General features: G+C 71.1%; 28 protein-coding genes, 1 tRNA gene and 1 pseudogene. 11 read left to right on the top strand and 19 right to left on the bottom strand.

Annotated features, from left to right (window positions below):
- Positions 1-72: 72 nt before the first annotated feature.
- Positions 73-613, bottom strand: a pseudogene (locus OG494_RS06035) (transposase); the annotation flags it as partial.
- A gap of 233 nt (positions 614-846) precedes the next feature.
- On the opposite strand from OG494_RS06035, the gene OG494_RS06030 reads away from it, so the two are divergent.
- Positions 847-2,043 (top strand): IS110 family transposase, encoded by a 1,197-nt coding sequence (locus OG494_RS06030; RefSeq protein ID WP_328452762.1) that lies wholly within the window; start codon positions 847-849, stop codon positions 2,041-2,043.
- A 5-nt stretch (positions 2,044-2,048) separates the two neighbouring features.
- Here the strand turns inward: OG494_RS06030 and OG494_RS06025 are convergent, their stop codons facing one another.
- Positions 2,049-2,657, bottom strand: a complete 609-nt coding sequence (locus OG494_RS06025) for a hypothetical protein (RefSeq protein WP_328452760.1) — start codon at positions 2,655-2,657, stop codon at positions 2,049-2,051.
- 625 nt (positions 2,658-3,282) lie between these two features.
- Here OG494_RS06025 and OG494_RS06020 point away from each other — a divergent pair.
- Positions 3,283-3,630 carry a hypothetical protein gene (locus tag OG494_RS06020; RefSeq protein ID WP_328452758.1) on the top strand — a complete coding sequence of 116 codons (348 nt, stop codon included), beginning with the start codon at positions 3,283-3,285 and terminating at the stop codon, positions 3,628-3,630.
- 875 nt (positions 3,631-4,505) lie between these two features.
- Here OG494_RS06020 and OG494_RS06015 read toward each other — a convergent pair.
- Complete coding sequence (locus OG494_RS06015) at positions 4,506-5,003, bottom strand: IS5 family transposase (RefSeq protein ID WP_328452756.1); 498 nt, start codon at positions 5,001-5,003, stop codon at positions 4,506-4,508.
- Complete coding sequence (locus OG494_RS06010) at positions 4,954-5,310, bottom strand: transposase (protein WP_328458882.1); 357 nt, start codon at positions 5,308-5,310, stop codon at positions 4,954-4,956. The genes OG494_RS06015 and OG494_RS06010 overlap by 50 nt, the downstream gene beginning before the upstream one ends.
- A 218-nt stretch (positions 5,311-5,528) precedes the next feature.
- On the opposite strand from OG494_RS06010, the gene OG494_RS06005 reads away from it, so the two are divergent.
- On the top strand, positions 5,529-5,870 hold the full coding sequence (locus OG494_RS06005; protein WP_328452754.1) for a hypothetical protein: 342 nt from the start codon (positions 5,529-5,531) through the stop codon (positions 5,868-5,870).
- A 39-nt stretch (positions 5,871-5,909) separates the two neighbouring features.
- On the opposite strand, the gene OG494_RS06000 is transcribed toward OG494_RS06005, so the two are convergent.
- The 6 genes from OG494_RS06000 to OG494_RS05975 all read right to left on the bottom strand — a co-directional run bounded on the left by OG494_RS06000 (position 5,910) and on the right by OG494_RS05975 (position 11,511).
- The gene (locus OG494_RS06000; RefSeq protein ID WP_328452752.1) at positions 5,910-6,977 is read right to left on the bottom strand and encodes a tyrosine-type recombinase/integrase; all 1,068 of its coding nucleotides are present in this window, start codon (positions 6,975-6,977) and stop codon (positions 5,910-5,912) included.
- Complete coding sequence (locus OG494_RS05995; protein ID WP_328452750.1) at positions 6,974-7,444, bottom strand: hypothetical protein; 471 nt, start codon at positions 7,442-7,444, stop codon at positions 6,974-6,976. The genes OG494_RS06000 and OG494_RS05995 overlap by 4 nt, the downstream gene beginning before the upstream one ends.
- A gap of 140 nt (positions 7,445-7,584) precedes the next feature.
- A tRNA-Leu gene (locus OG494_RS05990) sits at positions 7,585-7,668 on the bottom strand.
- 81 nt (positions 7,669-7,749) lie between these two features.
- On the bottom strand, positions 7,750-9,453 hold the full coding sequence (locus tag OG494_RS05985; protein WP_328452748.1) for an AfsR/SARP family transcriptional regulator: 1,704 nt from the start codon (positions 9,451-9,453) through the stop codon (positions 7,750-7,752).
- A 28-nt stretch (positions 9,454-9,481) separates the two neighbouring features.
- Positions 9,482-10,552 (bottom strand): LLM class flavin-dependent oxidoreductase, encoded by a 1,071-nt coding sequence (locus OG494_RS05980; RefSeq protein ID WP_328458881.1) that lies wholly within the window; start codon positions 10,550-10,552, stop codon positions 9,482-9,484.
- An 11-nt stretch (positions 10,553-10,563) separates the two neighbouring features.
- Positions 10,564-11,511 (bottom strand): NmrA/HSCARG family protein, encoded by a 948-nt coding sequence (locus OG494_RS05975; RefSeq protein ID WP_328452746.1) that lies wholly within the window; start codon positions 11,509-11,511, stop codon positions 10,564-10,566.
- Positions 11,512-11,673: 162 nt separating this feature from the next.
- On the opposite strand from OG494_RS05975, the gene OG494_RS05970 reads away from it, so the two are divergent.
- Positions 11,674-12,456 carry a cellulose-binding domain-containing protein gene (locus OG494_RS05970; RefSeq protein WP_328452744.1) on the top strand — a complete coding sequence of 261 codons (783 nt, stop codon included), beginning with the start codon at positions 11,674-11,676 and terminating at the stop codon, positions 12,454-12,456.
- 150 nt (positions 12,457-12,606) lie between these two features.
- Here OG494_RS05970 and OG494_RS05965 read toward each other — a convergent pair whose 3' ends face one another.
- Together OG494_RS05965 and OG494_RS05960 are read right to left on the bottom strand one after the other, a co-directional pair.
- Entirely contained in the window at positions 12,607-12,792 is a 186-nt protein-coding gene (locus OG494_RS05965; RefSeq protein WP_328452742.1) for a hypothetical protein, read from the bottom strand.
- 29 nt (positions 12,793-12,821) lie between these two features.
- Complete coding sequence (locus tag OG494_RS05960) at positions 12,822-13,421, bottom strand: HSP18 transcriptional regulator (RefSeq protein ID WP_328452740.1); 600 nt, start codon at positions 13,419-13,421, stop codon at positions 12,822-12,824.
- A 105-nt stretch (positions 13,422-13,526) separates the two neighbouring features.
- Here OG494_RS05960 and OG494_RS05955 point away from each other — a divergent pair, with 105 nt between their 5' ends.
- Together OG494_RS05955 and OG494_RS05950 are read left to right on the top strand one after the other, a co-directional pair.
- Positions 13,527-14,318 (top strand): ANTAR domain-containing protein, encoded by a 792-nt coding sequence (locus OG494_RS05955; RefSeq protein ID WP_328452738.1) that lies wholly within the window; start codon positions 13,527-13,529, stop codon positions 14,316-14,318.
- A 66-nt stretch (positions 14,319-14,384) separates the two neighbouring features.
- Entirely contained in the window at positions 14,385-15,023 is a 639-nt protein-coding gene (locus OG494_RS05950) for a maleylpyruvate isomerase family mycothiol-dependent enzyme (RefSeq protein ID WP_328452736.1), read from the top strand.
- An 894-nt stretch (positions 15,024-15,917) separates the two neighbouring features.
- Here OG494_RS05950 and OG494_RS05945 read toward each other — a convergent pair.
- The gene (locus OG494_RS05945; protein WP_328452734.1) at positions 15,918-16,364 is read right to left on the bottom strand and encodes a nitroreductase family deazaflavin-dependent oxidoreductase; all 447 of its coding nucleotides are present in this window, start codon (positions 16,362-16,364) and stop codon (positions 15,918-15,920) included.
- Positions 16,365-16,888: 524 nt separating this feature from the next.
- Here OG494_RS05945 and OG494_RS05940 point away from each other — a divergent pair.
- From OG494_RS05940 to OG494_RS05930, 3 genes are read left to right on the top strand one after another with little or no spacing between them, the layout of a single operon-like run.
- Entirely contained in the window at positions 16,889-18,193 is a 1,305-nt protein-coding gene (locus tag OG494_RS05940; protein WP_328452732.1) for an amidase family protein, read from the top strand.
- 7 nt (positions 18,194-18,200) lie between these two features.
- Positions 18,201-19,010: a MerR family transcriptional regulator gene (locus tag OG494_RS05935; RefSeq protein WP_328452730.1), complete on the top strand. Its 810-nt coding sequence runs from the start codon at positions 18,201-18,203 to the stop codon at positions 19,008-19,010.
- 23 nt (positions 19,011-19,033) lie between these two features.
- Complete coding sequence (locus tag OG494_RS05930) at positions 19,034-19,567, top strand: hypothetical protein (protein WP_328452728.1); 534 nt, start codon at positions 19,034-19,036, stop codon at positions 19,565-19,567.
- Here OG494_RS05930 and OG494_RS05925 read toward each other — a convergent pair.
- Positions 19,564-19,932 carry an ArsR/SmtB family transcription factor gene (locus tag OG494_RS05925; RefSeq protein ID WP_328452726.1) on the bottom strand — a complete coding sequence of 123 codons (369 nt, stop codon included), beginning with the start codon at positions 19,930-19,932 and terminating at the stop codon, positions 19,564-19,566. The genes OG494_RS05930 and OG494_RS05925 overlap by 4 nt on opposite strands.
- A gap of 54 nt (positions 19,933-19,986) precedes the next feature.
- On the opposite strand from OG494_RS05925, the gene OG494_RS05920 reads away from it, so the two are divergent.
- Entirely contained in the window at positions 19,987-20,976 is a 990-nt protein-coding gene (locus OG494_RS05920) for a cation diffusion facilitator family transporter (protein WP_328452724.1), read from the top strand.
- A 27-nt stretch (positions 20,977-21,003) separates the two neighbouring features.
- Here OG494_RS05920 and OG494_RS05915 read toward each other — a convergent pair whose 3' ends face one another.
- The 3 genes from OG494_RS05915 to OG494_RS05905 form a co-directional block, all read right to left on the bottom strand.
- Positions 21,004-21,948, bottom strand: a complete 945-nt coding sequence (locus tag OG494_RS05915; protein WP_328452722.1) for a ketopantoate reductase family protein — start codon at positions 21,946-21,948, stop codon at positions 21,004-21,006.
- 132 nt (positions 21,949-22,080) lie between these two features.
- Positions 22,081-23,277, bottom strand: a complete 1,197-nt coding sequence (locus OG494_RS05910; protein ID WP_328452720.1) for an MFS transporter — start codon at positions 23,275-23,277, stop codon at positions 22,081-22,083.
- Positions 23,274-24,086, bottom strand: coding sequence for a DeoR/GlpR family DNA-binding transcription regulator (locus tag OG494_RS05905; protein ID WP_328452718.1), 813 nt, complete (start codon positions 24,084-24,086; stop codon positions 23,274-23,276). Before OG494_RS05905 ends, OG494_RS05910 begins: the two co-directional genes overlap by 4 nt.
- A gap of 123 nt (positions 24,087-24,209) precedes the next feature.
- Between OG494_RS05905 and OG494_RS05900 the strand changes: the two genes are divergently transcribed.
- The gene (locus tag OG494_RS05900) at positions 24,210-24,797 is read left to right on the top strand and encodes a TetR/AcrR family transcriptional regulator (RefSeq protein ID WP_328452716.1); all 588 of its coding nucleotides are present in this window, start codon (positions 24,210-24,212) and stop codon (positions 24,795-24,797) included.
- Here OG494_RS05900 and OG494_RS05895 read toward each other — a convergent pair.
- Positions 24,794-25,897 (bottom strand): Gfo/Idh/MocA family protein, encoded by a 1,104-nt coding sequence (locus OG494_RS05895; RefSeq protein WP_328452714.1) that lies wholly within the window; start codon positions 25,895-25,897, stop codon positions 24,794-24,796. The genes OG494_RS05900 and OG494_RS05895 overlap by 4 nt on opposite strands.
- Positions 25,894-26,628, bottom strand: a complete 735-nt coding sequence (locus OG494_RS05890; RefSeq protein WP_328452712.1) for a sugar phosphate isomerase/epimerase family protein — start codon at positions 26,626-26,628, stop codon at positions 25,894-25,896. The genes OG494_RS05895 and OG494_RS05890 overlap by 4 nt, the downstream gene beginning before the upstream one ends.
- Between the last annotated feature and the right edge of the window lie 122 nt (positions 26,629-26,750).

The following is a 26,750-nucleotide window of genomic DNA, read 5'->3' as shown; positions in this document are numbered from 1 at the left end:
GGTGGTTGCGATTCGTACCGGCGTGGCGACGAAGTGCGAACGGAGCGCAAGGGGCGGCCGCAACCGCCCGGCATCGAGCGGGCGATTGGCCCAGTCGTTCATTTCGACGACGACTTTGTCGGTGATCCGCGAGATCGTCTCCTTGCTCACCGAGGCTCCGTAGATTTCCGCGAAATGCGCGGATATGTCGCCGGTGGTCATCCTTTTCGCATACAGCGACAGCACGATCTCGTCCACATCCGTGAGCCGCCGTTGCCGCTTCTTCACGATCTGCGGCTCGAATGTGCTCCCCCGGTCCTGCGGAACCTCGATCTGAACTTCGCCGGCGGCATCCGAGATCACTGTCTTCGGCCGTGAGCCGTTGCGCACATTCGTCGACTCACGGCCAGGCTCCGCCTGATGCTTCTCATGCCCGAGGTGCTCGGTCATCTCCTCGTTGAGGGCGGTCCAGGACGTTCTTGGTGAACAGTTTCAGTAGGCCGTCCGGGCCGGTCAGGGCCAGCCCGCGAGCTTTCGCTTCGGCCACCATCCTCGCCGCGGCGGCCTGCTCCGGCGACAGCTCCTGCGCCGGCTTGGACTCATGCTTACGTGGATTCACAGCCTCAGATGTCATCCTTACCGTGGTTGCAGGTGCTCAGGAACCAGCCCATAGGGTTCCGGCACCCAGGGGTGCCGGGTATGGCTTTGATGTCACCGCCGCCGATGGCCTTGAGTGATTGGCCGCCCGGCACCCCGCGACGACTCGACCGCTCATTGGGATGTGCGACGTGGATCGCTGTGTAAGGACGCGACGGCGAAGTCGTCTGTTGGGCCCCACAATCACCTCTAGGCGAGCAGGAGGCGGACGTGCCCGAGCTCTGGGCGGGAATCGACGCAGGCAAGACCCATCACTATTGCGTGGTGCTGGACTCGGATGGGAAACGACGGCTGTCGCGACGGGTCGCCAACGACGAGACCGAGTTGTTGGCACTCATCTCCGATGTTGCCGAGCTCGCGGACGACGACACCGCGACCTGGGCGATCGACCTCAACAGTGGAGGCGCAGCGTTGCTGCTGGCGCTACTTGTCAACCACGACCAACGATTGCTCTACATTCCCGGCCGCACTGTCTATCACGCTGCGGCCAGCTATCGCGGTGATGGCAAGACCGACGCCAAAGACGCCGCGATCATCGCCGACCAGGCCCGTATGCGCCGCGACCTGCAACCATTGCGGCGAGGCGATGGGATCAGCGTGGACCTGCAGATCCTAACCGGCCGCCGCGCCGACCTGATCTGCGATCGCACCCGCACCATCAACCGACTACGCGCACAGATACTCGAATACTTTCCCGCTCTTGAACGAGCTTTTGATTACAGCGCCAGCAAGGCCGCGCTCACCCTGCTGACGGGCTACCAGACCCCGGACGCACTGCGCCGGCTCGGGCAGTCCCGGCTGGAAACCTGGCTGCGCAACCGGAAGGTCCGCAACGCCACTGCCGTCGCAGCCAGCGCGCTCGAAGCCGCCGCTGCGCAACACACCACTCTGCCCGGCCAAGGACTCGCCGCAGACATGGTCGTCAGACTGGCGAAGGCAGTGATCGCTCTAAACGAGGAAATCGCTGAAATCGACACCCTCATCGAGAGCCGATTTCGTCAGCATCAACACGCCGAGACCATCCTGAGCCTGCCAGGATTCGGTCCCTTGCTCGGCGCCGAATTCCTCGCCTCCACCGGCGGAGACATGTGCGTATTCGGCACCGCAGACCGCCTCGCCGGCGTCGCCGGGCTCGCTCCCGCACCTCGCGACTCCGGACGCGTCAGCGGCAACCTGCACCGGCCACGCCGCTACGACCGTCGCCTGCTGCGCGCCTTCTACCTCTCCGCACTGGCCAGCATCCGTTGGTGCCCGGCATCGAAGACCTATTACGACCGCAAGCGAGCCGAGGGGAAACGCCACACCCAGGCCGTCATCGCGCTCGCGCGCCGACGACTCAACGTCCTATGGGCCATGCTGCGCGACAACACGCAATATCGACCCCAACCCGCCGCTACCGCGGCTTGACAACATCATTGGGAATCACTCACAGTGCCCATCTCGCCGGACCTCCGGCCCGGCGTGTCGGGCCGGAAACACCGTTCGTGGAACAATCCCGGCGGTCGTCGCGCCTTGGGAAGCAGATGCCAGCGGGCGAACTGCGTGAGCACCGGGACGTGGTGCACTGGCACGCCGGCCAGCATGGTCTGCAGCCACGGCGCGATCCAATGCACGTACTCGTCATCGCGTGCGGGGAGCACCTCGGCGCGGACCAAGAGGTCGCGCAGGTAGTGCGCCGAGATCGTCGAGGGGAGCGCGTCCACGTGTGCATGGGTGACGGGCGTGTCCTGCAAGACGAACTCGCGCAGTGTGCGCGCGGTTGCGGATTGCTCGATCCAGGCAATGAGCGACGCCGGCGTCGATGATGACGCCAGGTGTCGCTGCAGCGGGTGCCGCTGTTCGGCGATTGCGCCGTCCGCGCCGCCCAGCAATGCCGTCAGGCGGGCGTCGAGGACGCAACGTCGGCACGAGCTCGCCCCGTGGTTGTCGCCGGTGCGGCCGCAGTGGTGGCACGCGAAGTCCAGCGGGCTACCCACGCACGGCCCGCAGATCGCTGCGCCGTCGGCGTCCAGTCCGATCAAGCGACGACGGTGTGGGTGTAACTGATATTACCGCAGGTCAAGTCAGCGGAGGGGTTATTGCCGACTGAATGGCAACACCAACTGCTTGGTTATTGCCGCGCCTCCGCGCGACACTGGTAAACGAGGAAGCGCCGGTTGGTGCGTCCTCGCCGAGGCCGTTGTTCGTTGGTCCGGACAAGCCCTCACCGGAAGCAGACCGGTCGCTGCGAACCGGCCGGTCTGCTCCACCAGGTCGCTGGCCTGTCTGCTCGAAGGGGCCGCGCTCCGGCGCGACCGCGGCGAGGGTCGAGGGTCGAGGGTCGAGGGTCGAGGCGCACGCCGAAACCTCGCTGGGCTGCTGCTGAACGGTGCCGCCGCCCGACGCTGATTCGTAACAACCTCGCTGCCCACCGCGACGCCTTGAACCAGTACGGCAGACTCTGACCACCGACCGAGAAGAGGAATCGGTGACAAAGACCAAGGGGGTCAAACCTTGAGAGGCTGGTGGGTGTGCTCGATCCTCGCAGGCGTGCTTGGGGTATTAACCGCGGTTGCTGCGTTGGTCGTTTCGGTCTTCGGGCAGACTGTAATCAGGTTGGTCACTAGCTGGCTTGCTATCTCTTTTCTCGTGATGGTAGTTACCCTCTTGAAGACCCTCCCGTCCATCTCGGAAGATACCGGGTTTCGGGACCGGATCGGCGAGGTCAGGCGACACCTAGCGGCCACGGGCAAGATTCTTAGGGAGCTGGAGGACGACCTGTCCACTCGCGTGGCCCTGCTGCAGGCGACTCAAGCCAAGGCCAACGAGTACGAGAGGCTGGCATCGATCAACGCGCAGCAGGCGCAAGCCATCGACGCCATGGTGGGCAGGCAGTTCAAGCGACAGGGCCGGGCGAGCGCGATCTACTGGTGGGCGGGCGTTGTGCTCGCCTTCGTGCTCGGGCTCGTTGTCAACTGGTTCAGCGCGCCCCTGTGGGCATGGATCACGGGCTAGCTGGTCACGCGTACCTGACGTGCCTGGAGAGTCACGCAACGCGAGATAGCCCGGCCAGCGGCCGGGCTATCTGTGCATCGTGGGCTGAAAGCCAGAGGCACACACTCACCGCCGACACCGTAGCCGCGGGAGCAGCCGTCCCCAGCTGGGCCGTGCGCCGTGCTGATGCACGCGGACAGGCCGGCGCGGCTACTCCTGCTCGGTTCCGCCTCGCGGAGCAGGTTCGGAGCCACGGGGCAGGTGCAGATGGACTTTTGTCTCCCGTTCTGGGACACCAGCTCGACCTCGACGACGCCGCACCAGTCTCCTGACACCGCCAGGAACCACTCGACCAAGGTGCCGCGTGTCCAGCTGCCGCCGACTCCAGCCGCGCGGACCCAGATCGGCGTGTTGCTCCAGCGCACCGCCTCGGCGGCAGGACCAGGGTCATGTCGGCCTCGACGTCGACCGGCGGGGCTTCGGGCGCACAGCCTCGCGCGCCCACTCGAACCACGAGCCGCTATCGAACATGTGTTCGATAGCGGCTCGTGGTTGGTCGTGCGGCAGCTCCGAGCCCATCAGGAGGGCGGCCCGCAGCGAAGAAGGACCCCTATGCGGAACAGTCCCCATCACAGACACTCCCAACTGCGCCAGTGATGTACACCACAGTCTAGCATGCCATCCGTGACCCGTTTCGTGACCCGAAACTGCGTCAAATGATGTGAAGTTTGGGGTCACGAGAGACAACGGTGGTGTCATAGTTGCAGTTAGAGGCTCCAGGAGCTGTCGTCACCCACTCTCCTAAGGCGGTCGTCAGAAGCTCGAATCCGTACGCAGAACATTGCCGATGTCGTTTCCGTGCGGCAAGCTTGGTAAGAGGTAACTAAGAGCGCGTCTCATTTGGCGAGTTTCTTGTAGCAGGTGATAGCGGCACCGAGGGTGAGGAAGGCCAGGAAGTGGCTGGGTTTGCGTTCGTAGCGAACGGTCAAGCGCCGGTATCCGGTCAGCCAGGCGATCGTCCGTTCGATGACCCACCGGTGTTTGCCGAGCTTGTCGCCGGATTCGATGCCTTTGCGGGCGATGCGGGGGATGATCCCGCGCCGTCGGAGCCAGCCGCGCAGCGCGGGAATGTCGTAGGCCTTGTCCGCGTGCAGCTTGACCGGTTTCCGGCGCCGGGGTCCACGTCGGGACCGGATCGCCGGCAGCGCGTTGACCAAGGGCTTGAGCGCGTGGCTGTCGTGGGTGTTGGCCGCGGAGATCCCGACGGTCAAGGGCAGGCCGGCCCGGTCGGACAGAGCGTGGATTTCGAGCCGGGTTTGCCGCGGTCGACCGGGCTCGGGCCGGTCAGTCCGCCCCCCTTTTTGCCCTGACGGATGCTCCGTCCAGGACTGCACGCGACCAGTCGATCATGCCTTTGCCGCCCAGTTCGTCCAGCACCGCCTGGTGCAGCTGCCGCCACAGTCCGGCTTCGGTCCACTCGGTGAACCGGCGATGCGCTGTCGGTACGGTGACCCCGAAGCTGGGCGGCAGATGACGCCAGGCGCACCCGCTGGTCAGCACGAACACGATCGCGGTGAACACCGCCCGATCATCCACTCGTGACATTCCACCACCTTGTGGACGCGTCTTGCCCGGTAGGATGAGCGGCTCGACCAGCGCCCACAATTCGTCGGGCACCAGTCGCCGTGACAACTCGTCCATCACGCCATGATCTTGCCCGCACCTCCGTCAAGATCCAAGTGAGACACGCTCTAAGCCAGCGATTGGAACCTTCCCAGGTGGGGTTGTGCCCCGGTCGGCGGATCGGATCGTCACGGCGCTGGCCCTACCCGAGCGTAAGCGGAATCTGGACGCTTTCGTTCCGTTGCCAGTAGCAGATCTCGGGCCGTTGGTGGACGGCGGCTCGATCGTCTTTAGTTTTGGTCCGCGTCGCCGAAAACGGCGTGGTCGCCGCGCGGATGGCTATGGAAGCACTGGGCTGGGCCACCGGCTTGACGATCCGGCTCAGCGTGTCGTCGCGTCTGCTTGTCGTGGCGCCGTGCGACTCGCGAGGGCAAGCGTCCGTTCCGCCGAAGATGAGCTTGACGATGCCTGCCCGGCTGCGTGCACAGTGCCGAATACGCCCCGGCGACCAAGTACTACTGGCGGCGCTGGTGGAGCACGACCTCCTGGTCGTTTATCCGCAACACGTCCTGCACGAGATGGTCACCGCCTATCACACGGAACTGGCGAGCACCCCACATCGGACGGCAGCCAAATGACCGGTGGGCGCGGCCGCGTGCCGCCGCGCCCACCGGTAATTACTCCGTCTCAGCCCGCCCAGCCCCGGCCGGGGCCAGCGGGTGCGGTTCCCCGGTCAGGCCTGCGAGCGCCTCGGCGACCTCGCTGATGTCGGCTTTCACGTAGCTGGTGGTGGTCAGGTCGCTGCCGGACTCGGCGTGTCCGGCGTAGGCGCGGGCGACGCCCATGCCGAAGTTGCGCTCCACCCAGGTCAGGGTGGTGTGGCGGAGCCAGTGCGCGCTGACCTGCAGAGCCCTGGCCCACTCGAGCTCGTTCTGGACCCGGCCGAAGATGTAGTCGTAGCGACGGGACGTGATCGGCTTGCCGCTGCTGTAGCGCAGCAGCTGGCCTTGTGGGTCGCCGTTGCCGCGTTCCTCGTCGTGGGCGATGAGGTGACGCATCAAGGTGGGCGAGACAGGCTGCCAGCGCTCAGTCTCGCCTTTCTCCCGCAACAGGACCGTGCACTGCCTGCGGTCGAGGTCACGGGGCCGCAGGGCGAGGGCACCGCCGCGGCGGCAGGCGCTCTCCTCGTGCAGGCGGCAGATCAGCGAGTCCAGCTCCGGGTCATCGCCGGTGCTGGCCACTACGTCGTTCAGCTCGGCCAGCCGGTTGCCTGCCAGGGCACGACGAGTCGAGGCATTGCGGCTGGGCTTGGTGACGCGCATGGCGGGATTGCGGCGTTCATCGAGGCGTCCGTCGTTGACCAGGTGCCTGTAGAGGCAGCGCATAGCCGCGATGAAGTTCTCCGCCGCGTTGCGGCCGCCGCGGGAGTTGCGCCGGACCCGGGCGGAGCTGCGCACGGTTTCGGCCATGGTCTTGATCTCGCTGGCGATGATGGTGTCCATGCGCCGATCACCCCACTGGGCTTCGGCCTTGTTCCAGTACGAGCCGTAGGAGGCGGCCGTGCTCGGGGAGACCAGGCCGGCCACGACCGGGATCCACTCGCGGATCGTGGGCATCGGCCGCTTATCGGGCAGGACGTCGTCGTCCGCCCTGGCACCAGAGACGAGGTCAGCGGGGTCGACACCGAGACGTGAGAGCAGCAGCCGGGCCGCTTCGAGGTCTTGCGGGGTCGCGGGTGCGTTCATGATGCCTCCTCCTCGGGGGCGGCCAATGAGGTGTGAAAGGTGCGCAGCATCGCCTGCACGACGGCCTCCGGGTAGACGATGAGAACGTCATGGGCAGGGTCGGCGACCAGCAGCAGCCGACTGCCCGCCAAGGCACCGCAGCCTTTGCGGACCGGGGCAGGGAGGGCGACGTAGGGCTTGCGGGGCATGACGAACACCCCGTCCGGACGTCGGCGGATCACGACCGACGTCTGGACGAGCGTGATCAGCAGGCGATCGCCGGGACTCCAGTCGAGAGCCGCGACTGCGCCGCGGTCCTGCAGTCTTCCCCCGCCGTCCATCAGCGCGATCGACAGCCGCGGACCGTCCACGGCGCCGAGGTCGCGCAGCGGCGGGAGGCCCATCGGGACAGGCGGAGACGACGACCCAGCTGGAGACGGCGTGGCGATCCGGCCGGGCAGAACCAGGGGTGAGAGGAAGGTGCTCACGTCACACCTCCCCTGCGAGCTGCGCGAGGGGAGGGCGCGTTCGTGATCAGCGTAGCCGAGACGGGTTGAAGCTGAACGCGAGAAAGACCCGCCGTGGCGGGCCAGTTACTCTGTGGCTTGGAAGATCTCCCACGTATTTGTGTCCGAGGGGGGACTTGAACCCCCACGCCCGTTAAGGGCACTAGCACCTCAAGCTAGCGCGTCTGCCATTCCGCCACTCGGACCTGCTGAAGAAAGAGTACCCGGCCGCCCTGTGGGGGTGTTCAGGGGGGTCTGGGTCGTGGAGCTGGGGAGGGCTGGGATGATCATGCGTTTTGCGTCAAGGCTGTATCGATCCAGTCCTCCTGGCCTGCTCGGCTTCGGGCGAACTCGCGTAGGGGTTCCTGGTAACGGTAGGCGTCCGGGCCAGCTGGGTTCAGCAGGTGGGCGTCCACCAGGGACTCCAGGATGGCCGCCGTTGCCGGTAGGGGGAGGTTCAGGGTTTTGGCGGCTGTGGCTAGTGGGACCAACGGGGTCGGCAGGTGGGACAGCAATCGGAATGCTCGGGACTGCGTCTTGGACAGCTGGGACAGGGCCGACTCGTAGGGTTTCTCTATTGCCCCGCACTCTGGCGGGGTGACCGGGGAGCCGGGGGCTGGGCGGCCCAGGCGTTGCAGGGCCTGGGGCATCGTCCAGTCCGGGCGGGACGCCACTCGGGCTCCTACCGCCTGCAGGACCTGGGGCAGGCCGGCGGTGCGGCGGACCAGTTCCTTGGTCGCGGCGACGTCTTCGTGGGCTCGGGGGCCGATCAGGCGCTCCAGTAAGCGCAGAGAGGCCGTTGGGTCCAGGGCGCTCACTTTCCGCCACTGGGCGTGGGGCAAGCCGTACAGGCGCTGGCGTGCGGTGATCATCACCGCTGGGCCTCCGGCTCCGGGGAGTAGGGGGCGGATCTCGTCGGCGTCTCGGGCGTCGTCCAGGATCACGAGTAGGTGGCGGCCGGTGGTTCGGGTGCGCCACAGGGCCGCTCGCTCGCTGGATGACGGCGGCAGGTCCGTGACGCCGATGCCTCGCAGCAGCTCGGACAAGGGGTCCGTCGAGACCGACAGGTCCGTGAACAGCTGGCCGTCGGGGAAGGACGCGGCGATCGTGTGGCCTAGCTGGACTGCCAAGGTTGTTTTGCCGATGCCCGCCAGGCCTTCCAGGGCGACCACGGGGACTGCCGCGCCGGATGTTCGCAGGGTTTCGGTCAGTGCTTGGCGCAGGTCCTCGCGGCCGACGAACTCGGGGAGCTCGGGTGGCAGTTGGGTGGGGCGGGTGATCGTCGCCGCGAGGGTCGGGTCCGACGACAGGATGCGGCGCTGCATTTCGCGCAGCTCGGGGCCCGGGTAGAGGCCCAGCTCGTCCTCCAGCCGGCGCTGGATGCGGGCGTAGACGTCCAGGGCCTCGGCCTGGCGACCGGAGCGGTAGAGGGCCAGCATCAGCAGCTCGCGGGGGCGCTCGCGCAGCGGCTGCTCGGTGATCAGCTCGGACAACGCCGCGGTGGCTTCGGCGTGGTGGCCCGCTTCGATGTCGGCGGCGGCCAGGTCTTCGATCGCTTTCAGGCGCAGTTGCTCCAGGCGGACGCGCTCGGCTTCGAAGCCGTTGACGCCCGACAGCGGCGTGCCGTGCCACAGGGCAAGGGCGGTGCGGAGGGAATCAGCGTCGCCCTTGGCCAGGAGGTGCTGGAACTCCGTCAGGTCCAGCGCCGGCGCGACGATCGCGTAGCCGCCGCCCAGCGACTTGATCGGGGTGGCCGGCTCCAGGGCGTGGCGCAGGCGGGAAATGTACGAGCGGACCATGCCGGTCGCCGCTTTCGGCTCCGCGCCGCCCCAGAGCGCCTCGACCAGCTGGGCGGGTGAGAGCGACGTGCCGCCTTGGAGGAGCAGGACCGCCAGCGCCGCCCGTTGCTGGGGTGGGCCCAGCTCGATCTCGACGTCGCCGCGCCAGGCGCGTACCGGGCCCAGCACCTCGAACCGCACTGATTCGGTCACGCTCAGCGCAACCCCCGGCGGCGGGCGGCTATTCCACCGCGGCGGGCGAGCGGTGGGTCGGCGCGTCCGGGACGTGTGCCGGGCGGCCCTGTGCGAACTCCTTGCGCAGCACCGGGACGACCTCCGCGCCCAGCAGGTCGATCTGCTCCAGCGCCGTCTCGTGCGGGAGGCCCATGCCGTCGACGTTGAACAGCTGGCGCTGGTAGTCGCCGAAGTCCTCGCGGAAGCGCATCGTCCGGTCGATCACCTGCTCCGGGCTGCCCACCGCGAGCGGCGTCTGCTCCATCGTCTCCTCGAGCGAAGGACCGTGGCCGTAGATCGGCGAGTGGTCGAAGTACGGGCGGAACTCGGCGATCGCGTCCTGGGAGCGGCGGCGGATGAACGTCTGGCCGCCGAGGCCGACGATCGCCGTGTCGGCCGGGCCGTGGCCGTGGTGCTCGAAGCGCTCGCGGTAGAGCGCGATCATCCGCCGGGTGTGCTCGACCGGCCAGAAGATGTTGTTGTGGAAGAAACCGTCGCCGTAGAAGGCCGCCTGCTCGGCGATCTGGGGGCTGCGGATCGAACCGTGCCAGACGAACGGCGGGACGCTGTCGAGCGGACGTGGGGTCGAGGTGAAGCCCTGCAGCGGAGACCGGAACTTGCCCGACCAATCCACGACTTCTTCGCGCCACAGCCGCCGCAGCAGCGCGTAGTTCTCCACGGCCAGCGCGATGCCGTCGCGGATGTCCTTGCCGAACCACGGGTACACCGGGCCGGTGTTGCCGCGCCCGAGCATGAGGTCGAGGCGGCCGTCCGCGAGGTGCTGCAGCATCGCGTAGTCCTCGGCGATCTTCACCGGGTCGTTCGTGGTGATCAGCGTGGTGGACGTCGAGAGCACGATCCGGCTGGTGCGCGCCGCGACGAACCCCAGCAGCGTGGTCGGCGACGACGGTACGAACGGCGGGTTGTGGTGCTCCCCCGTCGCGTAGACGTCGAGGCCGGCCTCTTCGGCGCGGACGGCCGTCTCGACCATCCGCGTGATCCGCTCGTGCTCGGTCGGCGCGCGGCCGGTCACGGGGTCGGTCGCGATGTCGCCGACCCCGAAGATCCCGAACTGCATCCCAGAATCCATCACAGCCCCTTGAAGGCGTCGTGGTGGGCGGCGAGCCAGGTGCCGAAGTCCTGCAGTCGCGGGTTCAGCTCGCGCACCGCCCCGGGGTCGCGCGCGCCGGCGAAGACGCTCTCGTACTCGGCGTAGTAGAAGAACATGTTGGCCAGGTCGTCGGCGCCCGGGAAGCCCTGCGCGCGCACGGCTTCGACGCTGATCGGCCGGTAGGCGACGTCTTCGCCGAGCTCCTTGGCGAACGCCGCCGCGTACTGCTCGCCGGTCAGGTTCTCGCCGGAGATGCTGATCGTGGCGCCGGCGAGCTCGGGGCCGCGTTCGAAGACGCCGAACGCGGTGCGGCCGATGTCTTCGGCCGCGATCGCGGGCAGCTTGCGGTCGCCCATCGGCAGGTGCAGGGCGAGGACGCCGTCGTCGTCGCGGACCGGGCGGAAGAAGTCGGCGAAGGACTCGAAGTAGAACGTCGTGGACAGGAACGTCGTCGGGACGCCCGCGTCGACGAAGAAGGCGTCGGCCTCGGCCTTGCCGTCGAAGTGCGGGACCTTGTAGCGCTCGTTCAGGGTCGGCACGCGGTCGTCGTCGAGGCGCAGGTGCAGCCGGGTGTCGGGCAGCGTCGACCAGATGACGTGCCGCAGGCCCGCGGTCTTGGCGGACGCGGCCATCGCCCGCGCCTGCTTCTGCTCGCGCTCGACGTCGTTGTACTCCCAGAACGCGCTGACGAAGTAGGCGCCGTACGCGCCTTGCAAGGCCTTGGCCAGGCTTTCTTCGTCGTCGAGGTCCGCGGCGACGACTTCGGCGCCCCGCGCGGCGAGCGCCTGCGCCGCGTCGGAGCCGGGGCGGCGGGTGATCGCCCGGAGTGCGAAGCGGCCGGCGGGGTCGTCGAGGATGGCGCGGGCGAGGCCGCCGCCCTGCTGGCCGGTGGCACCGACGACGACGATGGTCTTCTTCTCGGTCATGGGGTTCTCCTGGTTTCGGTGACCGGCACATCCGGTCGTGAACCCAGGTAACCGCCGCGATGTTGGCGGCTCGTGCACGCCGGATGCACGCCGCGTGCACGCGGTTTACAAGACCCGCGCGGATTCCTAGGATTCGCCGGGCACCAGGACGGGAGGTTCTGCATGGCGCGTCGCGCCCGGCGAGACGACGACGGGATTTCCGTCGACGAGCTCCTGAAAGCGACCGGCGCCACCGCGCGGCCCCTGACCGGCGGTTCCCCGCCGCCGCGGTCGCCGGTGCCCGACGGGTTGTCGCCCGCGGAGCGCGTGGACCGGATCGAGCAGCGGGCCCGGGAAGCCGCCGCCGCGCAGCAGCGGGCCGGGTCGCGGATCCGGTGGGTCAGCGCGGTCTGCGGACTGGTCGCGGTGCTCGGCGGCGTCGTCGTGATCGTCGTGACCACCAGCTCACCCGGCCGGGAAGCGTCGCCCGCGCTGGTGCCGTTGCTGCCCGCGACCACCCCGAAGCCGTCCACGAGCGCGCCTCCGCCGCCCAGCCCGACGCCGATCCCGACCGTTATGGCGGGCCGGCAGACCGCCCCGTCGACGAAGGCGACACCGCCGTCGTCGAGCGCGGCCCCTCCCCCGGCACCGTGCTCGGTGCGGTTCACCGTGCAGAACCAGTGGAACGACGGCTTCACCGCGGCCGTCGCCATCACCAACAAGGGCTCGAAAACGCTCTCGCCGTGGACGCTGAGCTGGACCTTCACCGGCGGCCAGCAGGTCACGCACGGCTGGGACGGCGACTACGGCCAGCGCGGCGGGCGCGTCACGGTGGACGCCGCCGAGTGGAACGCCACCCTCGCGCCCGGCGCGACCGTGACCACGGGGTTCAACGGCGCGATCCGCGGCGGCAACCCGGCGCCCGGCGCGTTCACGCTCAACGGCGCCTCCTGCGACGCGGGCTGACCGCGGGATTGGTCCCCGTCCGGGCCGGGTAGACGCCGGAGATGACGCAACCCCACCACGAGACGAACGAAGGCGACTCCAGCGGCAACCCGGTGGACGACCGGACCGAGGACGAGCGGGAAGACCGCGACCCGGACGCCGGCTGATCCCTCAGGTGGTCTCCTCCGGACGCCGGGTCATCGTCGGCTCGGGGTCCGCGCTCCGGCGGTCGGAGTCGCGCAGCACTTCGCGCGCCTGAGCTTCGGGATCGGCGCTCTCGACGGCCTTTTCCTCGGGCAGCAGCTCGGCCCGGCCCGCGGTGCGCTCGTCGGGGTTCTGTTCCGCTTCTTGTGCCATATCCGCCTGGTACCCACGCGGGTGGCGGCTCAGTCCCGGGAGCGACGGCTGCCGGCGGCGTCACGGCGTAACCGGGCCGCTTCGGCGGAGATTTCACCCACCCGGGTACCCAGATCGCCGGTCAGGTGCGGCCGGGCCGCGACCAGGGGTGAGAGCAGGCTCGCCGGGTCGTCGTCGCCCAGGGCGGCGACGAGGTGATCCGCGCTGACCTGCGCGGCCGGGTCGAGGCCGTCGAGCGCGCTCACGCGGCCGGCGAGCTGGCGCAGCACGGCGGCGTTGCGCCGCGCCCAGTCCGCGACGGCCCGGTCCCCCGCCCGCCGGTCGCGTTCGGCGTCGACCCGCGCTTCGCCGGTTTTCTCCCCGGTGCTTGACGGCTGCAGCCGCAGGTAACGCCGTTCGGCGGCCTGCCGGCTGGCGACGCCCAGCGCGGGCGCGAGCGTCACCCAGCTGGCGCCGGCCGCCCGCGCCGCCGTGATCAGCTCCGGCTCCCAGCCGGCCAGTTCGTCCCGCAGCAGCCGCAGCCCGTTCAGCGCGGTGACCAGCTGCTCCCGGTCGGCCGCGCCCGCCCGCGCGGCCGTGACCGCGTCCCGGATCCGGCCCAGTGCGCCGGTGGTGGTGGTGTCGTCCATGGTCGTCCCTTCGACGACGGGTATCTTGTCGTCGTAACGACGACATGCTAAAACGACCGTGCGTGCCGACGCCAGAGTTTCGAAGAAGCCGAGGAAGGTTTCGAGGTGAACGGAAGACCCGCGGCCGACGACCAGGCGCCGCTGACCGCACTGCTGCACGAGCTGCTCGACCGTGTCGCGGCCGAGGTGCCGGGCGCGCTCGGCGCCGCCGTGACCGTCCAGCACGGCGACGGCCCGTTGCGCGTGGCGGCCGCCCGCGGGCTTTCGGCCGCGTGTATCACCGCCCAGCTGGACCGGTTCGGCGGCCCGGTGCCCCTCGCCTGCCGTACGGGCGAGCCGGTGCTCGCCGCCGACGTCTTCGCCGACGAACGGTGGCCCGCGCTCACCCTCGTCGGCATGACCGAGCACGCCCCCGAGTTCGCCGCGGACTGGCTGCGCATCCGCGGGGTCGCCGCACTGCCCGCCGCCTGGGACGCCGACGGCGGCCTGGTGCTCTCGGCCACGCTCGACCGCCCCGCCACCGAAGAGACCATGACCGTGTTGCGGCGCCACGAAAAGCTCACGGCGATGGCGCTCGTCCTCGCCGAGTCCGCGTGGCCCGACCAGACCGAGCAGATGCTGGACCTGCTGCAGTCGCGGGCCGCGCTGGAGGAGGCGAAGGGCATCGTGATCGCGCTGCGGCGCTGCAGCCCCGACGAGGCCTGGGCGACGCTGCGCCGGGCGAGCCAGGAGTTCAACGTCAAGGTCCGCGAGCTCGCCGTCGCGCTGGTGGAGCTGATGTCCGGGGCGCCGGCGCCCCAGCCGGACGGCGAACGCACGATCCGGCCGGGCAGCGCGGCCCGCACCGCCGCCGAACAGCTGCTGCAGGTGTTCGACGGCGCACCGGTGGGGTTGTAACACTTCCGGGCGTCCCGACGACCTGCGTGCACCGGGACCAGCCCGGAGGAAACGCAGGAGGTCCCGATGGCGGACGCCAGTGCCTGGCCGGAGATCCACCGGGAACGCGCCGCGCTCGCCGACGATCTCGCGAACCTGCCGGCGGCGGCGTGGTCGACGCCGTCGTTGTGTCGCGGGTGGACAGTCCACGAGGTACTCGGCCACGTCGTCGCGACCGCGAAGCTGACGCCCGGGTCGTTCGTCGGGCGGCTGGCCGGTTCCGGATTCCGGTTCCAGGCGATGGCCGCGAAGAACGTCGCCCGCGAGACCGCGGCCGGCCCGGAGGCGACGCTCGCGCAGCTGCGGGAGCACGCGAACGACACCAGCGGGCCGCCGGGGCCGACGGATTCGTGGCTCGGCGAGATCGTGGTGCACGGCACCGACATCCGGCGCCCGCTCGGGCTCGAGCGGGCGTTCCCGATCGCGACGCTGGTGCAGGTCGCCGAGTTCTACCGGCGGTCCAACCTGCTGATCGGCGCGAAGAAGCGGATCGCCGGGCTGACGCTGCGGGCGAGCGACGCGGGCTGGTCGACCGGGAGCGGGCCCGAGGTGACGGGGCCGATGCTCGCCCTGGTGCTGGCCATGACCGGCCGCGACGCGGTGCTCGACGAGCTTTCCGGGCCCGGGGTCGAGCAGCTTTCGGCTCGCTGCGGGGTGGCTTCCTAGGCGATCCGGTTGGGCAGGTCCTGTCTGTGGCTTCGGCGCGAACCGACGCACGACGCCTGGTGGTGCGTCGTGGCCGGAACCGACCTGGAGGGTCCGGTTGTCGGGTTTGGGGCGTTGTGCCGGCTTCCGGCCGCGCACCGCGAGACGGCTTCCCAGGCGATCCGGTCGGGCGGGCAGGTCTGGGCCTTCGGTGCGAACTGGCACACGGCGCACGGCCGCGCGTCGTTGCCGGATCTGGGGTGGACGGTCCGGTTGTCGGGTTTGGGACGTTGGCACGGCTTCCGGCCGCGCACCGCGAGACGGCTTCCCAGGCGATCCGGTTGGACGGGCCCGGTCTGGGCCTTCGGAGCGAACTGGCACACGACGCTCAGCCACGCATCCTTGCCAGATCCGGGGTGGACGGTCCGGTTGTCGGGTTTGGGACATTGGCACAGCTTCCGGCCGCGCACCGCGAGACGGCTTCCCAGGCGATCCGGTTGGACGGGCCCGGTCCGGGCCTTCCGCGTGAACTGGCGCACGACGCCCGGCCACGCATCCTTGCCGGAACCGGCTCGGACGGTCCGGCCGCCAGGGCCGGGCTCGGGGTGTCGGCCCGGCTTCCGACCCGGTGCTGTGGGATGGCGTTCCAGGCGCTCCGACCGGCTGGGGCAGGTATGGGCCTTCAGTACGACACGGTGCGCAAGCACGACGCCCGGCGGCACGTTGTTGCCGTCTCCGACTTGGACGGCCCGGCCCTCGGGCTCGGGTCGTAGGTCGGCTTCTCGAGGAGCGCACTGCCGCCCAGCGGGGCGCTTACCCGCGTGGTGCCGGGCTGAAGACGCAGCTGGGCGATGCGCGGGGTGAAGCCCGCCGACAGCGCGGGGGCGTCGGCGGCTCGCTGCGGGACCGCATGCTCTAGACCTGCTCGACACGGAACACCGCGATCCGGCCTGCCGCGTCGGCGACCGCGTCCGGGTTGGCGGATTCGGCGAGACCCGTTGTCACGTAACGGTTGCCGACGCTCGGCGGGCTCGTTTCCACGAGCTTGCGCAGGATCGGGCGCCGCTCCTCCACCGGTACCTCGACCAGGCGCGCGGTGGCCGAACGGCGGCCGCGGGTCAGCGTGACGCTGGCCGCGGCGCGCACGTTCGCCACCCAGGCCGCCTTCGGGTAGGCCTGGATGATGTACCGCTCGCCGTCCTGCGGGATCACCGCGATAGGGAAGGTGCGCGGGACGCCTGTGCGGCGTCCCGCGACCGTGAGCAGCTGCATCGGGCCGAAGGCGATGCCGAGCCGCTGGAGCCCGACGACGAGCTTGTTCCCGGCGTTGACCATCCGCCGGTAGTTCTGCGCTGTTGCCATGACCCGAGCGTACACCAACTCATACGGAACTCATATCATCCGAAAGCCGTAACTCATGTCGGGTCGGGACCGGGTGTCGGCTCGGGCGGGATGGGGTCCGGGACCGGTACGCCACTGGGCTCGGGCGTCGGCCGGTCCGGGCCGGGGCCCGGCGGCACCGGATCCGGGCCCGGCGGTGCCGGGTCGGGACTCGGTCCGACCGGGTCCGCCGGGATCGGCTCGGGTGGTGCCGGGGGTGCGGTCAGGCGCTCCGCTGCGATCGGCATCGCTCTCCCTCCGCCGTCCGTGGGTCGGGCGGCTGTCACTCTTGGTTACCCATCCCGCGCGTCCGGGAACCCCGCGGCGCTCCGTGCCGGGATACCGTCGTCCCGTTCGTCATCCTCTGTGGACCGGCCGGCCACCGGGCGCCGCAGCACTTCCTCTCCGAACCCGCCGACGGCGCGTCCCCCGATCAGCGCCGCGACGAACCCGGCCGGGGCTCGGCGCTTGACCCTGACACCGTGTCAGGCCGTACTCCTCGGCGCATGACCTTCCGAACCGCCACCGAGGTGGCCGCCGGGATCCGCCGTGGGGCGCTCTCGGCTCGTGACCTGACCGGAGAACTCCTCGACCGCGTCGGGAAGTCCCCGCTCAACGCCGTCGTCGAAACCCACCGCGACGTCGCGCTCAAGGCCGCCGAGGAGGCGGATCGGGCCGTCGCGCGCGGTGATGACGTCGGGCCGCTGCACGGCGTCCCGATGACCGTCAAGGACGCCTTCGACGTCGAAGGCATGCACACGACCTGGGGTGAGCCGGCGTTCGCGGAGCACGTCGCGGACCGGGACGCGGCCGTCGTCGAACGGTTGCGCGCCGCGGGCGCGATCGTCGTCGGCAAGTCGAACGTGCACCACATGCTCGCCGACTTCGGCCGCACGGTGAACCCGCTGTACGGCCGCACGCTCAACCCCCGCGATCCGGCCCGCACGCCGGGCGGCTCGTCCGGGGGCGCCGCGGCCGCGGTCGCCGCGGGGCTGTCGTACCTGGAGTACGGCTCGGATCTGGCGGGCTCGATCCGGATCCCGGCGGCCTACTGCGGCGTCTACGGCCTCAAGCCGACCGCCGGAACCGTGCCGCTGCGCGGGTTCCAGCCGCCCGGGCCGCCCGCGGGCCCCGGCCGCGACTTCCCGTCGGCGGCCGGGCCGCTGGCGCGCTCGGCCGCCGACCTGCGGCTCGCCCTCGGCGTCACCGGCGGGCCGGACGGCGCCGAGGCGCACGCGTACTCGTGGCGGCTCGCGCCCCCGCGGCGCACCCGGCCGGCGGACTTCCGGGTCGGCGTCGTCCTCGACGACCCGCGCTGCCCGGTGACCGGTGAGGTCGGCGACGCGCTCTCGGACGTCGTCGACGCGCTCGCCCGCGCCGGGGTCCGGGTCGGCGAGGGCTGGCCGGACGGCGTCGACCCGGCCGCCCAGGCGGAGTCGTTCGGCTTCCAGGTCGAGCTGTTCTTCGCGATGCACGAAGGCGACCTCGCGGGGGTCGTCGAGCAGGAACGGCGGCGGCTGGCCTCGACGGCGGCGTGGGCGCGGTACTTCCGGGACACCGACGTCTTCCTCTGCCCGACGGTCTTCACGACCGCTTTTCCCCACGAGGGCGGGCAAAGCCGTTACGACGACCAGGTGTTCTGGATCGCGCAGGCGTCGCTGCCCGGGCTGCCCGCGGTGTCCGCCCCGGCCGGGGGTGCGCTGCCGGCCGGGCTGCAGGTGGTCGGCCCGGCGCACGAGGACGACACGGCGATCACGTTCGCCGAGCTCGCGGCGGACGTCGTGGGCGGGTTCGTCCCGCCTGGGGAATGATCGGCGGGTGTTCTCGATCGGGGACTTCGCCCGCCACGGCCGGGTGTCGGTCCGGATGCTGCGCCACTACGACGCGCTCGGGCTGCTGCGCCCGGCCCGCGTCGACCCCGCGACGGGCTACCGGAGTTACACCGCGGGGCAGCTGGCGCGCCTCAACCGGATCGTCGCGCTGAAGGATCTCGGGTTCACCCTCGAGCAGGTGGCGACGCTGCTGGCCGAGGAGGTGCCGGTCGAGCGGGTGCGCGGGATGCTGACGCTGCGGCGCGCGGAGCTGGAAGCCGCTGTGGCGGAGACCGCGGCGAAGCTGGCGCAGGTCGAGGCCCGGCTGCGGACGATCGAGGACGAGGGCCGCGCGCCCGCGTACGACGTCGTGGTCAAGGAGCTGCCGGCCGTGCGGCTGGTGGAGCTGACGGGTGTCGCGGCGGGGTTCGCACCGGAAGCGATCGGCCCGGTGGTCCGCCCGCTGTGCGCGGAGCTGGGCCGGCGGCTGCCGGCCGCGGACGTGACGCCGGCCGGGCGCCTGACGTGCTTCTACGAGCAGCGCGCGGAGGACGAAGTCATGGTGCACGCGGCGATCCCGGCGTCGGTCGGCTCCGGTGACCTGAACGGCCTGAGCGTCGCGGACCTCCCGGCGACCCGCGCGGCGACGCTGGTCCACCGCGGCGCGATCGACGGTGTCCTGCCGAGCTGGCAGGCGGTCGTGCGGTGGATCGAGGAGCACGGCCACCGCTCGGCGGGGGCGCAGCGGGAGCTGTACCTGGACTGCCCGGAGGATCCGGCGGGGTGGGTGACCGAGCTGCAGGAACCGATCGGCTGAGATCGTTGCTATCGTTCCGCGGCGTGCAGCACCTCGAAGAACTCACGGTCGTCTGGCGATCGGCGATCCTCCCGCGGGAGTACGAGCCGCGCGGTCCGCTCGTCGAAGTCCACCTGGTTCCGGCCGTCCCGGCGACGCACCACGGGACGCCGGAGCTCGACCGGGTCCGCGACGAGCTCGCGGCGGACTTCACCCGCGCCGGTTCCTCCGCGGGCGGGGCCTGGGCCTTTTCGGCGGCCGAGGACCGCGGTCTCGCGGTGCTGAGCACCGGCCAGCGGACGTGCTGGTTCCCGTTCGGCGAGGACGACCTCGCGGCGCGCGTCGCGGACCGGCTGCACACGCTGCTGGACCTCGGGCTCGCGGTGCCCGGCAGCCTCGCGCCGGCGATCGGGCTGGATCCGGTCGCCTCGACGATCAAGGTCGCCGCCCGCAGCGTGAGCAGTCCCGGGCGGATCCGGATCGGGACCGAGGACGCGTTCTCGCCCGGCGAGCTGCGCCAGGCGTCGCGGGAGATCGCCGAGGGGCTCGTCGCCCGGCTGGCGGCCCCGCTGGGTTAGTCCGCCCGCGGGTGGTGCGGCTGGGCGTGCTCGCCCGGGGGCAGGTCGCGGTCCAGGTGGTCCGCGTGGTGCAACGCCTGGGCCAGCAGGCCGCGGACGTGGTTGTCGGCCGCCGAGTAGTAGACGAACGTGCCCTCGCGGCGGCCCTTCACCAGGCCCGCCAGCCGGAGTTTCGCCAGGTGCTGGCTGACCGCCGTCGGGGCCGCGCCCGCCAGGTCCGCCAGGCACGCCACCGAGGACTCGCCCTGGAGCAGGGCCCAGAGGACCTTGATGCGGGTCGGGTCGGCCAGCAGGCGGAACGACTCCGCGGCCAAGTGGACCTGCTCGTCCGTGGGCATGTCGAACTCCGGCAGCTCCGCGTGCATTCAGCTACCCTACTACTTGCGTATATGCGTGCCTGCGCAGGTAACATGACATCCATGAGCAAGGGACACGGGCACGGACATGGGCACCGCCACTCGCGGTGGCGGCCGCACAGCCACGACAGCGCCGACCGCGTCGACCACGCCCTCGAGACCAGCCGGCGCGGGATGCGGGCGCTCGTGCGGTCCTTCGCCGCGCTGTTCGTCACCGCCGTCGCGCAGCTGGTGCTGGTGCTCGTCACGGGCTCGGTCGCGCTGCTGGGCGACACCATCCACAACTTCGCCGACGCGCTGACCGCCGTCCCGCTCGGCATCGCGTTCCTGCTGGGCCGGCGGGCCGCGACGCGCCGCTACACCTACGGCCTCGGGCGCGCGGAAGACCTCGCCGGAGTGGTCGTGGTGCTCGTCGTCGCCGCGTCGGCCGTGGTCGTCGGGTACGAGTCCGTGCTGCGGCTGCTCGACCCGCGCCCGGTCGGCCACCTGTGGGTGGTCGCGGCCGCCGGAGTGGTCGGCTTCGCCGGCAACGAGCTGGTGGCGCGCTACCGGATCACCGTCGGGCGCGAGATCGGCTCGGCCGCCCTGGTCGCGGACGGCCTGCACGCGCGGACCGACGGCTTCACGTCACTGGCCGTCGTGCTCGGCGCGGCCGGCGTCGCGCTCGGGTTTCCCGCCGCGGACCCGATCGTCGGGCTCGGCATCACCGTCGCGATCCTGTTCGTCCTGCGTGACGCGGCGAAGGAGGTGTTCCGGCGGCTGCTGGACGCCGTCGACCCGGCGACGGTCGAGCTGGCCGAAACCACCGCACGCGACGTCCCGGGGGTGCTCGGCGCCGGGCCACTGCGGATGCGCTGGATCGGGCACCACCTGCGCGCCGAACTCGCCGTCACGGTCGAAACGACGCTGACCGTCGAGCAGGCCCACCGCATCGCCCACGACGTCGAACACCGGCTGCTGCACGCGGTTCCGCGGCTGACGGCGGTCGCCGTCCACACCGAACCCGCGACCGGCGCCGACCTGGTCCACGAAAGTCTGGCCCACCACCACTGAGCGAGGAGCGGACAGCAGGCGCTGCGCCTACTCGAACACCGGCTCCAGCGCCGCGAGCCGGGGCAGCGGGACGCCGAGCCCGCGGGCCTCGACCAGCACGTCCCTCGCGTACGCGCCCGCCGAGTCGCGAGTGATCTGCCCGGTGCGTTCCAGCTGCTCCATGAGGAAGCTGTACAGGTTTTCCGCGCCGAGCAGCTTCCGCACGGCGAAGCCCAGCACGCCCGCCGGGACCCGCGAGACGAGCGCGGCGCCCATCCCCGGGCTGCCGCCCTTGGCCGTCAGCACCGGGATCATCTCGCGCACGAGCAGGACGGACTCCTTGACGGCGGCCGGTGAGCGGAGGAGTGCCGATTGCCCACCCACCGCCAGCGCCTGCGTCATGAGGCCGGCGTCCAGGATGAAGTGGAACCAGAGCCAGCTGCGGAAATCCTTGCTCTCAGACACCGAGAACCCCGCGTCGCGGAAGAGCCCGCGAACCGCCCCGTAGCGGTCGGTGCGGTTCGAGTCGCCGCAGAACCCCAAGAACACGTTCTTGACGACGCCACCGTGCAGCGTGGAGCCGAGGAACCCGCCACCACCACCGGGAAATCCCCAGACGACCTGATCGGCGGGCAGCGCCGACACGGCGGCGGCCGGGTCGGCCCAGACGTTGTTGAACACCAGCACGGTGGCGGCACCGGCGCGGGTGCTCAGGAACCCGACGGCGGCGTCCAGCTGATCGTGGTTGACGCTCAGGAAGATCAGGTCGTAATCGTGGCCGGCGTCCAGGTCCTCCCGCAGGGTGACCGGCCACCGGCGCCGGACCGGCACGCCGCGGCCGGTGCGCCCGTCCCGGATGTCCAGCTCCACTTCCGGACCGTACTCGGCCGCCCGTCCGGGCCGGACGTAGAACTCCACCTGGTGTCCCGAACCCGCCAGCGCCCAGCCGTAGAGCGTCGCGATCGTGCCGCGGCCGAACATCAGGATCTTCACTGATTCTCCCTCATCACGAGACGGCGGGCGACGCCTCCTTCACCGTCCACAGTAGAGGCGAACGGAGAATTTCCCGCCGTACCACGGGCAAGTGAGAAAGAGAGCGACCGGACCGACTCACGTACGGGAAGCTCAGGAGCGCACCGGCTCCTCCGCCGGTGCCGGCTTCGGCGTCAGCACCCCCGCGAACACCGCCGCCAGCACGCACAGCACCACCGGCACCGCGAACGTCACGCTCAGCGGCATCCACCGCGTCAGCCCACCGATCAACGCCGGCCCCGCCAGCAGACCCACGTAACCCAGCCCGACCACCCGGGCCATCAGCGCGCCCGAGTTGCGCGTGTCCAGGTTGCCCGCCGCCGAGAACAGCTGCGGTACCCCGCCCGACAGGCCGAGGCCGAAGATCGCCCAGCCCACCAGCGACAGCGGGACCCACGGGGCCGCCGCGGCCACCGAGAGCCCGACCGCCGCCATCGCCGCGCCGTAGCGGACGATCGCCGCCGGGCCCGCCCAGGCCGCGACGCGGTCGGTCAGGAACCGGCCGGTCGTCATCGCCACCGCGAACGCGCCGTACGCGAACGCCGCCGTCGAGGCCGACGTGCCCAGGTCCTTCTCCAGGTGCAGCGCCGCCCAGTCGTTCGCCACGCCCTCCGACAGCATCAGCGCCAGGGCCAGCGCGCCCAGCAGCCAGATCAGCCGCCCCGGGGTCCGGCGGGTGGACGTCGCCGCCGGCGCCGCCTGCGCGACGTCGGCCGGCGCGTCGGCCGGCTCGATCAGGAACCGGGCCGCGACCAGCGAAAGCAGGATGCACAGCAGGCCGGTGCCCGTGAGCGTGACGCCGGTCGCGACCCCCGCGCCGAGCGTCGCGGCACCGATCGCCGCGGCCAGCGCGCCGCCGATCGACCACATCGCGTGGAACGACGCCATGATCGGGCGTGGGTACGCGCGTTCCACGACGACCGCGTGCGAGTTCATCCCGACGTCGATCGCGCCGTTGCCGAACCCGAAGAGGATCAGCGAAAGCCCCAGCGTCCACCACGAGTTCGCGAAGCCCGGCGCGCACAGCGCCAAGCCGAGGAACACCCCGGCGGCGGGGACCAGCTTGCGGTGGCCGAGCCGGTCGACGAGCGGGCCGGACACCTGCATCCCGGCGAACGCCGCGCCGCCCAGCACCAGCAGCAGCGCGCCCAGCGTGCTGTGCGAAATGCCGGTCGCGCGCTCGACGTTCGGGATGTGCACCACCCACATCCCCATGCCGAACCCGTTGAGGGCGAAGAACATCCACGTCGCGACGCGGGCGGCGCGCGGACGGGCGGGAGCGGTCGTCATCGGTTCTCCGTGTGGTTCTCTGGGGCGTCTTCGGCAAAGTTCCCGGGCGGGACGGCGACGTGCACGAGCACCCCGCGCTCGGCCAGTGCCGCACGCTGGTCCGCGGGGGCGCCCGGGTCGGTGATCAGGACGTCGGGCCGGTCGGCGGGGCACACGCGGGCGAGCGAGACGCGGCCCCACTTCGCGCTGTCGGCCAGCACGATCGACCGCGCCGACACGGCCAGGGCCTGCTGCTTGACTTCGGCGTCGGCGAGGTCGAACGCGGTCAGCCCGGCTTCGAGGCCGAACGCACACGGGCTCAGCACGGCGACGTCGAAGCGCAGCGCCCGCAGCGAAGCGAGCGTCAACGGGCCGACCAGCGCCTGCTCCCCCGGTCGCGGCTCGCCACCGGGCAGCAGCAGCCGTACGTGCGGGGCGTCGGCCAGTTCACGCGCGGCGTGCAGCGACAGCGGCATCACGGTGACCGAGCGCTCGCGCAGCAGCCGGGCCAGCTCCAGCGCCGTCGTCCCGCTGTCGAGGACGACGGTCTCGCCGTCGGAGATCAGCTCGGCCGCCGCGGCCGCGATGGCCCGCTTAGCCGCGATGGACGCCGTCGCGCGGGCCGCGAACGGCGGCTCCACCCCGGACGGCGACGCCGGGACGGCCCCGCCGTGCACCCGCCGCAGCACGCCGCGGGCGGCGAGGTGGTCCAGGTCCCGGCGCACGGTCATCTCCGACGCGCCGGTCACCTCGGCGAGCTCGGCGACGCCGACCTGCTCGGTGCCGCGCAGCCGTTCGACGATGACCCGCTGCCGTTCCGCGCTCTTCACCCGGCGATGCTCGCAAGAACCGAGCGTTCGCACAACTGATTTGTTCGACCGATCACTGCGCTTGTGCGAATCGCCGCTGCGGCATGATGGGATCGTGCACGTCGCCGAGACCACCGCAGCCCCGTGACCGGGGGCTACCTGAAGGGCCGGATCCGCCGCGAGGACATCATCACGGCGGCGGCCGCGGCGTACGGCGAGCTCGGGTACCACAGCTCGTCGCTGCGGGAGATCGCCAAGCGCGTCGGCATCACGCACGCCGGCCTCCTCTACTACTTCCCGACCAAGGAAGCCCTGCTCGCCGCCGTCCTCGAACGCCGCGACGCCGAGGACTCCGACCGCGAGCAGCTGCGCGTCCCGGCCGGGCTCGACGTCCTGCGCCACTTCGTCGCCTTGGCCGAGCACAACGTCCGCCACCCCGGGATCGTCGACCTCTACTCGCGCCTCGCCGCCGAAGCCGTGGCCCCGGACCACCCCGCGCACGACTACTTCGTCGAGCACTACCGGGCCGCCCGCGAAGGGGTGCGCGAGTCGTTCGAGGTCCTGGCCGCGCGCGGCCAGCTGCGCGACGGCGTCGATCCACGGGTGGCGGCGCTGACCTTCATCGCCTTGATGGACGGCCTGCAGGTGCAGTGGCTGACCGTGCCCGGCGACGTGGACCTGGTCGGCTCGCTGCGGTTTTCCCTGCAGAACCTGCTCACCGTCCCGCTCTAGAGCGTCTTCTCGCGGGGATCCCAGGCCAGCGGCAGCGCGGGCGGCACGGCGACGACGCTCGCCACCTCCACCGGCTGCCCGCGGGTCAGCGACTCGTCGATGGCCAGCATCGCGTCGAGCACGTGGTAGGCCAGCTCGCCGGACGCGCGTTCGGGCACGCCGGCGCGGATCGCCCGCGCCAGCTCCAACGTGCCGGTGCCGCGCGACGCCGCGTGCCCCTCCGGCGCCAGCTCCTCCGGCTCGTCCCGGCCGAACAGGTGCAGCGCGGTCGGCCCGTCGAACCGGTTGGGGTCCGGCAGCACGGCCGTGCCGAGCGTGCCGGTCAGCTCGACGAACCCGGTGCGCCTCAACGCCGAGTCGAAGCTCAGCACGACCTGGGCGGACCCGCCCGAGGTGAACTCGACCAGTGCGGTGACCGTGGTCGGCACCGTCACCGGGAATTCCGTCCCGGCGCGCGGCCCCGACCCGATGACGCGGGTGTCGCGCGCCCGGCCGCCGGCGCCGGTGACCCGGCGGATCGGGCCGAGCAGGTGCACCAGCGTCGTCAGGTAGTACGGGCCCATGTCCAGCAGCGGCCCGCCGCCGGCCTGGAAGAGGAACTCCGGCGCGGGGTGCCAGCTCTCCGGGCCCGGCACCTGGAACAGCGCGAGCGCGGTGTTCGGCTGCCCGATCCGGCCTTCGTCGATCGCGCGGCGCGCGGTCTGCAGCCCGGCGCCGAGCACGGTGTCGGGCGCGCTGGCCACGCGAAGGCCCTTCTCCCGCGCGCGGTCCAGCAGCTTGCGGCCGGTCTGGCGGTCGAGCGCGAGCGGCTTCTCCGCCCAGACGTGCTTGCCCGCCTCGAGCGCGGCGAGCCCGACATCGACGTGCGAAGCCGGGGTGGTCAGGTTGACCACCAGCTCGACGTCGGGGTCGTCGAGCAGCTCGGCCACGGTGCCCGAGCGCGGCACGCCATACTCGGCCGCCCGCGCCGCCGCGCGCTCGGTGTCGAGGTCGGCGACACGCAGGACGCGGACGTCCGGAAAGCTCGTCAGGTTCTCGAGGTAGGTGCCGCTGATGACGCCGGCGCCGACGAACCCGACGCCGACCGGCCCGCCGGTCACTGCCCGGCGCCGGTCAGGAAGGCGTGGCTGGCGGAAATGGCTTCGAAGAGGTCCCCGTCGAAGGCGTCGAACTCGACCACCCGCAGGGCGTTCGGCGCGGCGGCGAGCACCTCGGCGATCGGGACCTGGCCCTGGCCGGCGGGGAGCTGGCCGGTGGCGTCGGTGGCAAGGCCGCCGTCCTTGACGTGGATCGCCTTGACGCGGTCGCCGAGCCGGCCCAGCAACGCGGCCGCGTCCTCGCCGCCCGCGGTGGCCCAGTAGGTGTCGACCTCCAGCGCGACGGCGGGGTCGAGCTGGTCGGCGAACACCTCGAACGCGGCACGGCCGTCGATCCGGGATTCCAGCTCCCACCAGTGGTTGTGGTAGCCGACGCCGACGCCGTGCTCGGCCGCGACCTTCGCGGCGGCGTTGAGGGCGTCGGCCGTGGCGGCGATGTCGGCCGGGTCCTGCCACTGCTCGGGCTTGACCAGCGGGTCGATCACGAGGCCGATGCCCAGCTCGGCGGCCGCGGCGAACACGGCGGCCTGGTCGGCGCCGATCAGCCGGGCGTGCGCGGTCGGCGCGGTCAGGCCGTTGGCCGGCAGCCCGGCCCGCAGGGCGTCGACGTTCTCGACGACGCCGTACGGCTCGACCTGCGTGAAGCCGATCGCGGCGAGACGCCGCAGGGTGTCGGCGGGATCGGCCGCGAAGGCGTCGCGGACCGAATACAGCTGCACGGAAAGCAGGCTCATCCCCAGCTCCTGAGATCAAGGTGGCGGAGGCCCGCCACAGCTCCACAAGATTTCTACCACCTGGTCAAAATTGGCACCAGGGCTTTCCCGGTGACCCGGCCGGACAGATCTGCGGTTTTGCC

The organism is Amycolatopsis sp. NBC_00438, from assembly GCF_036026695.1.
Classification (GTDB): Bacteria; Actinomycetota; Actinomycetes; order Mycobacteriales; family Pseudonocardiaceae; genus Amycolatopsis.
Note: the sequence above shows the minus strand (reverse complement) of the source record. Positions and strands in the feature narration are given on the sequence as shown.

Bases quoted from the DNA above. Each gene is read 5' to 3' on its own strand.
- OG494_RS05940 (WP_328452732.1), top strand. From the start codon at position 16,889: ATGACCTTCCGAACCGCCACCGAGGTGGCCGCCGGGATCCGCCGTGGG.
- OG494_RS05945 (WP_328452734.1), bottom strand. From the start codon at position 16,364: ATGGCAACAGCGCAGAACTACCGGCGGATGGTCAACGCCGGGAACAAG.
- OG494_RS05965 (WP_328452742.1), bottom strand. From the start codon at position 12,792: ATGGCACAAGAAGCGGAACAGAACCCCGACGAGCGCACCGCGGGCCGG.
- OG494_RS05960 (WP_328452740.1), bottom strand. From the start codon at position 13,421: ATGGACGACACCACCACCACCGGCGCACTGGGCCGGATCCGGGACGCG.
- OG494_RS05950 (WP_328452736.1), top strand. From the start codon at position 14,385: ATGGCGGACGCCAGTGCCTGGCCGGAGATCCACCGGGAACGCGCCGCG.
- OG494_RS05910 (WP_328452720.1), bottom strand. From the start codon at position 23,277: ATGACGACCGCTCCCGCCCGTCCGCGCGCCGCCCGCGTCGCGACGTGG.
- OG494_RS05890 (WP_328452712.1), bottom strand. From the start codon at position 26,628: ATGAGCCTGCTTTCCGTGCAGCTGTATTCGGTCCGCGACGCCTTCGCG.
- OG494_RS05980 (WP_328458881.1), bottom strand. From the start codon at position 10,552: ATGCAGTTCGGGATCTTCGGGGTCGGCGACATCGCGACCGACCCCGTG.
- OG494_RS06010 (WP_328458882.1), bottom strand. From the start codon at position 5,310: ATGGACGAGTTGTCACGGCGACTGGTGCCCGACGAATTGTGGGCGCTG.
- OG494_RS05975 (WP_328452746.1), bottom strand. From the start codon at position 11,511: ATGACCGAGAAGAAGACCATCGTCGTCGTCGGTGCCACCGGCCAGCAG.
- OG494_RS05925 (WP_328452726.1), bottom strand. From the start codon at position 19,932: ATGCACGCGGAGCTGCCGGAGTTCGACATGCCCACGGACGAGCAGGTC.
- OG494_RS06000 (WP_328452752.1), bottom strand. From the start codon at position 6,977: ATGAACGCACCCGCGACCCCGCAAGACCTCGAAGCGGCCCGGCTGCTG.
- OG494_RS05970 (WP_328452744.1), top strand. From the start codon at position 11,674: ATGGCGCGTCGCGCCCGGCGAGACGACGACGGGATTTCCGTCGACGAG.
- OG494_RS05920 (WP_328452724.1), top strand. From the start codon at position 19,987: ATGAGCAAGGGACACGGGCACGGACATGGGCACCGCCACTCGCGGTGG.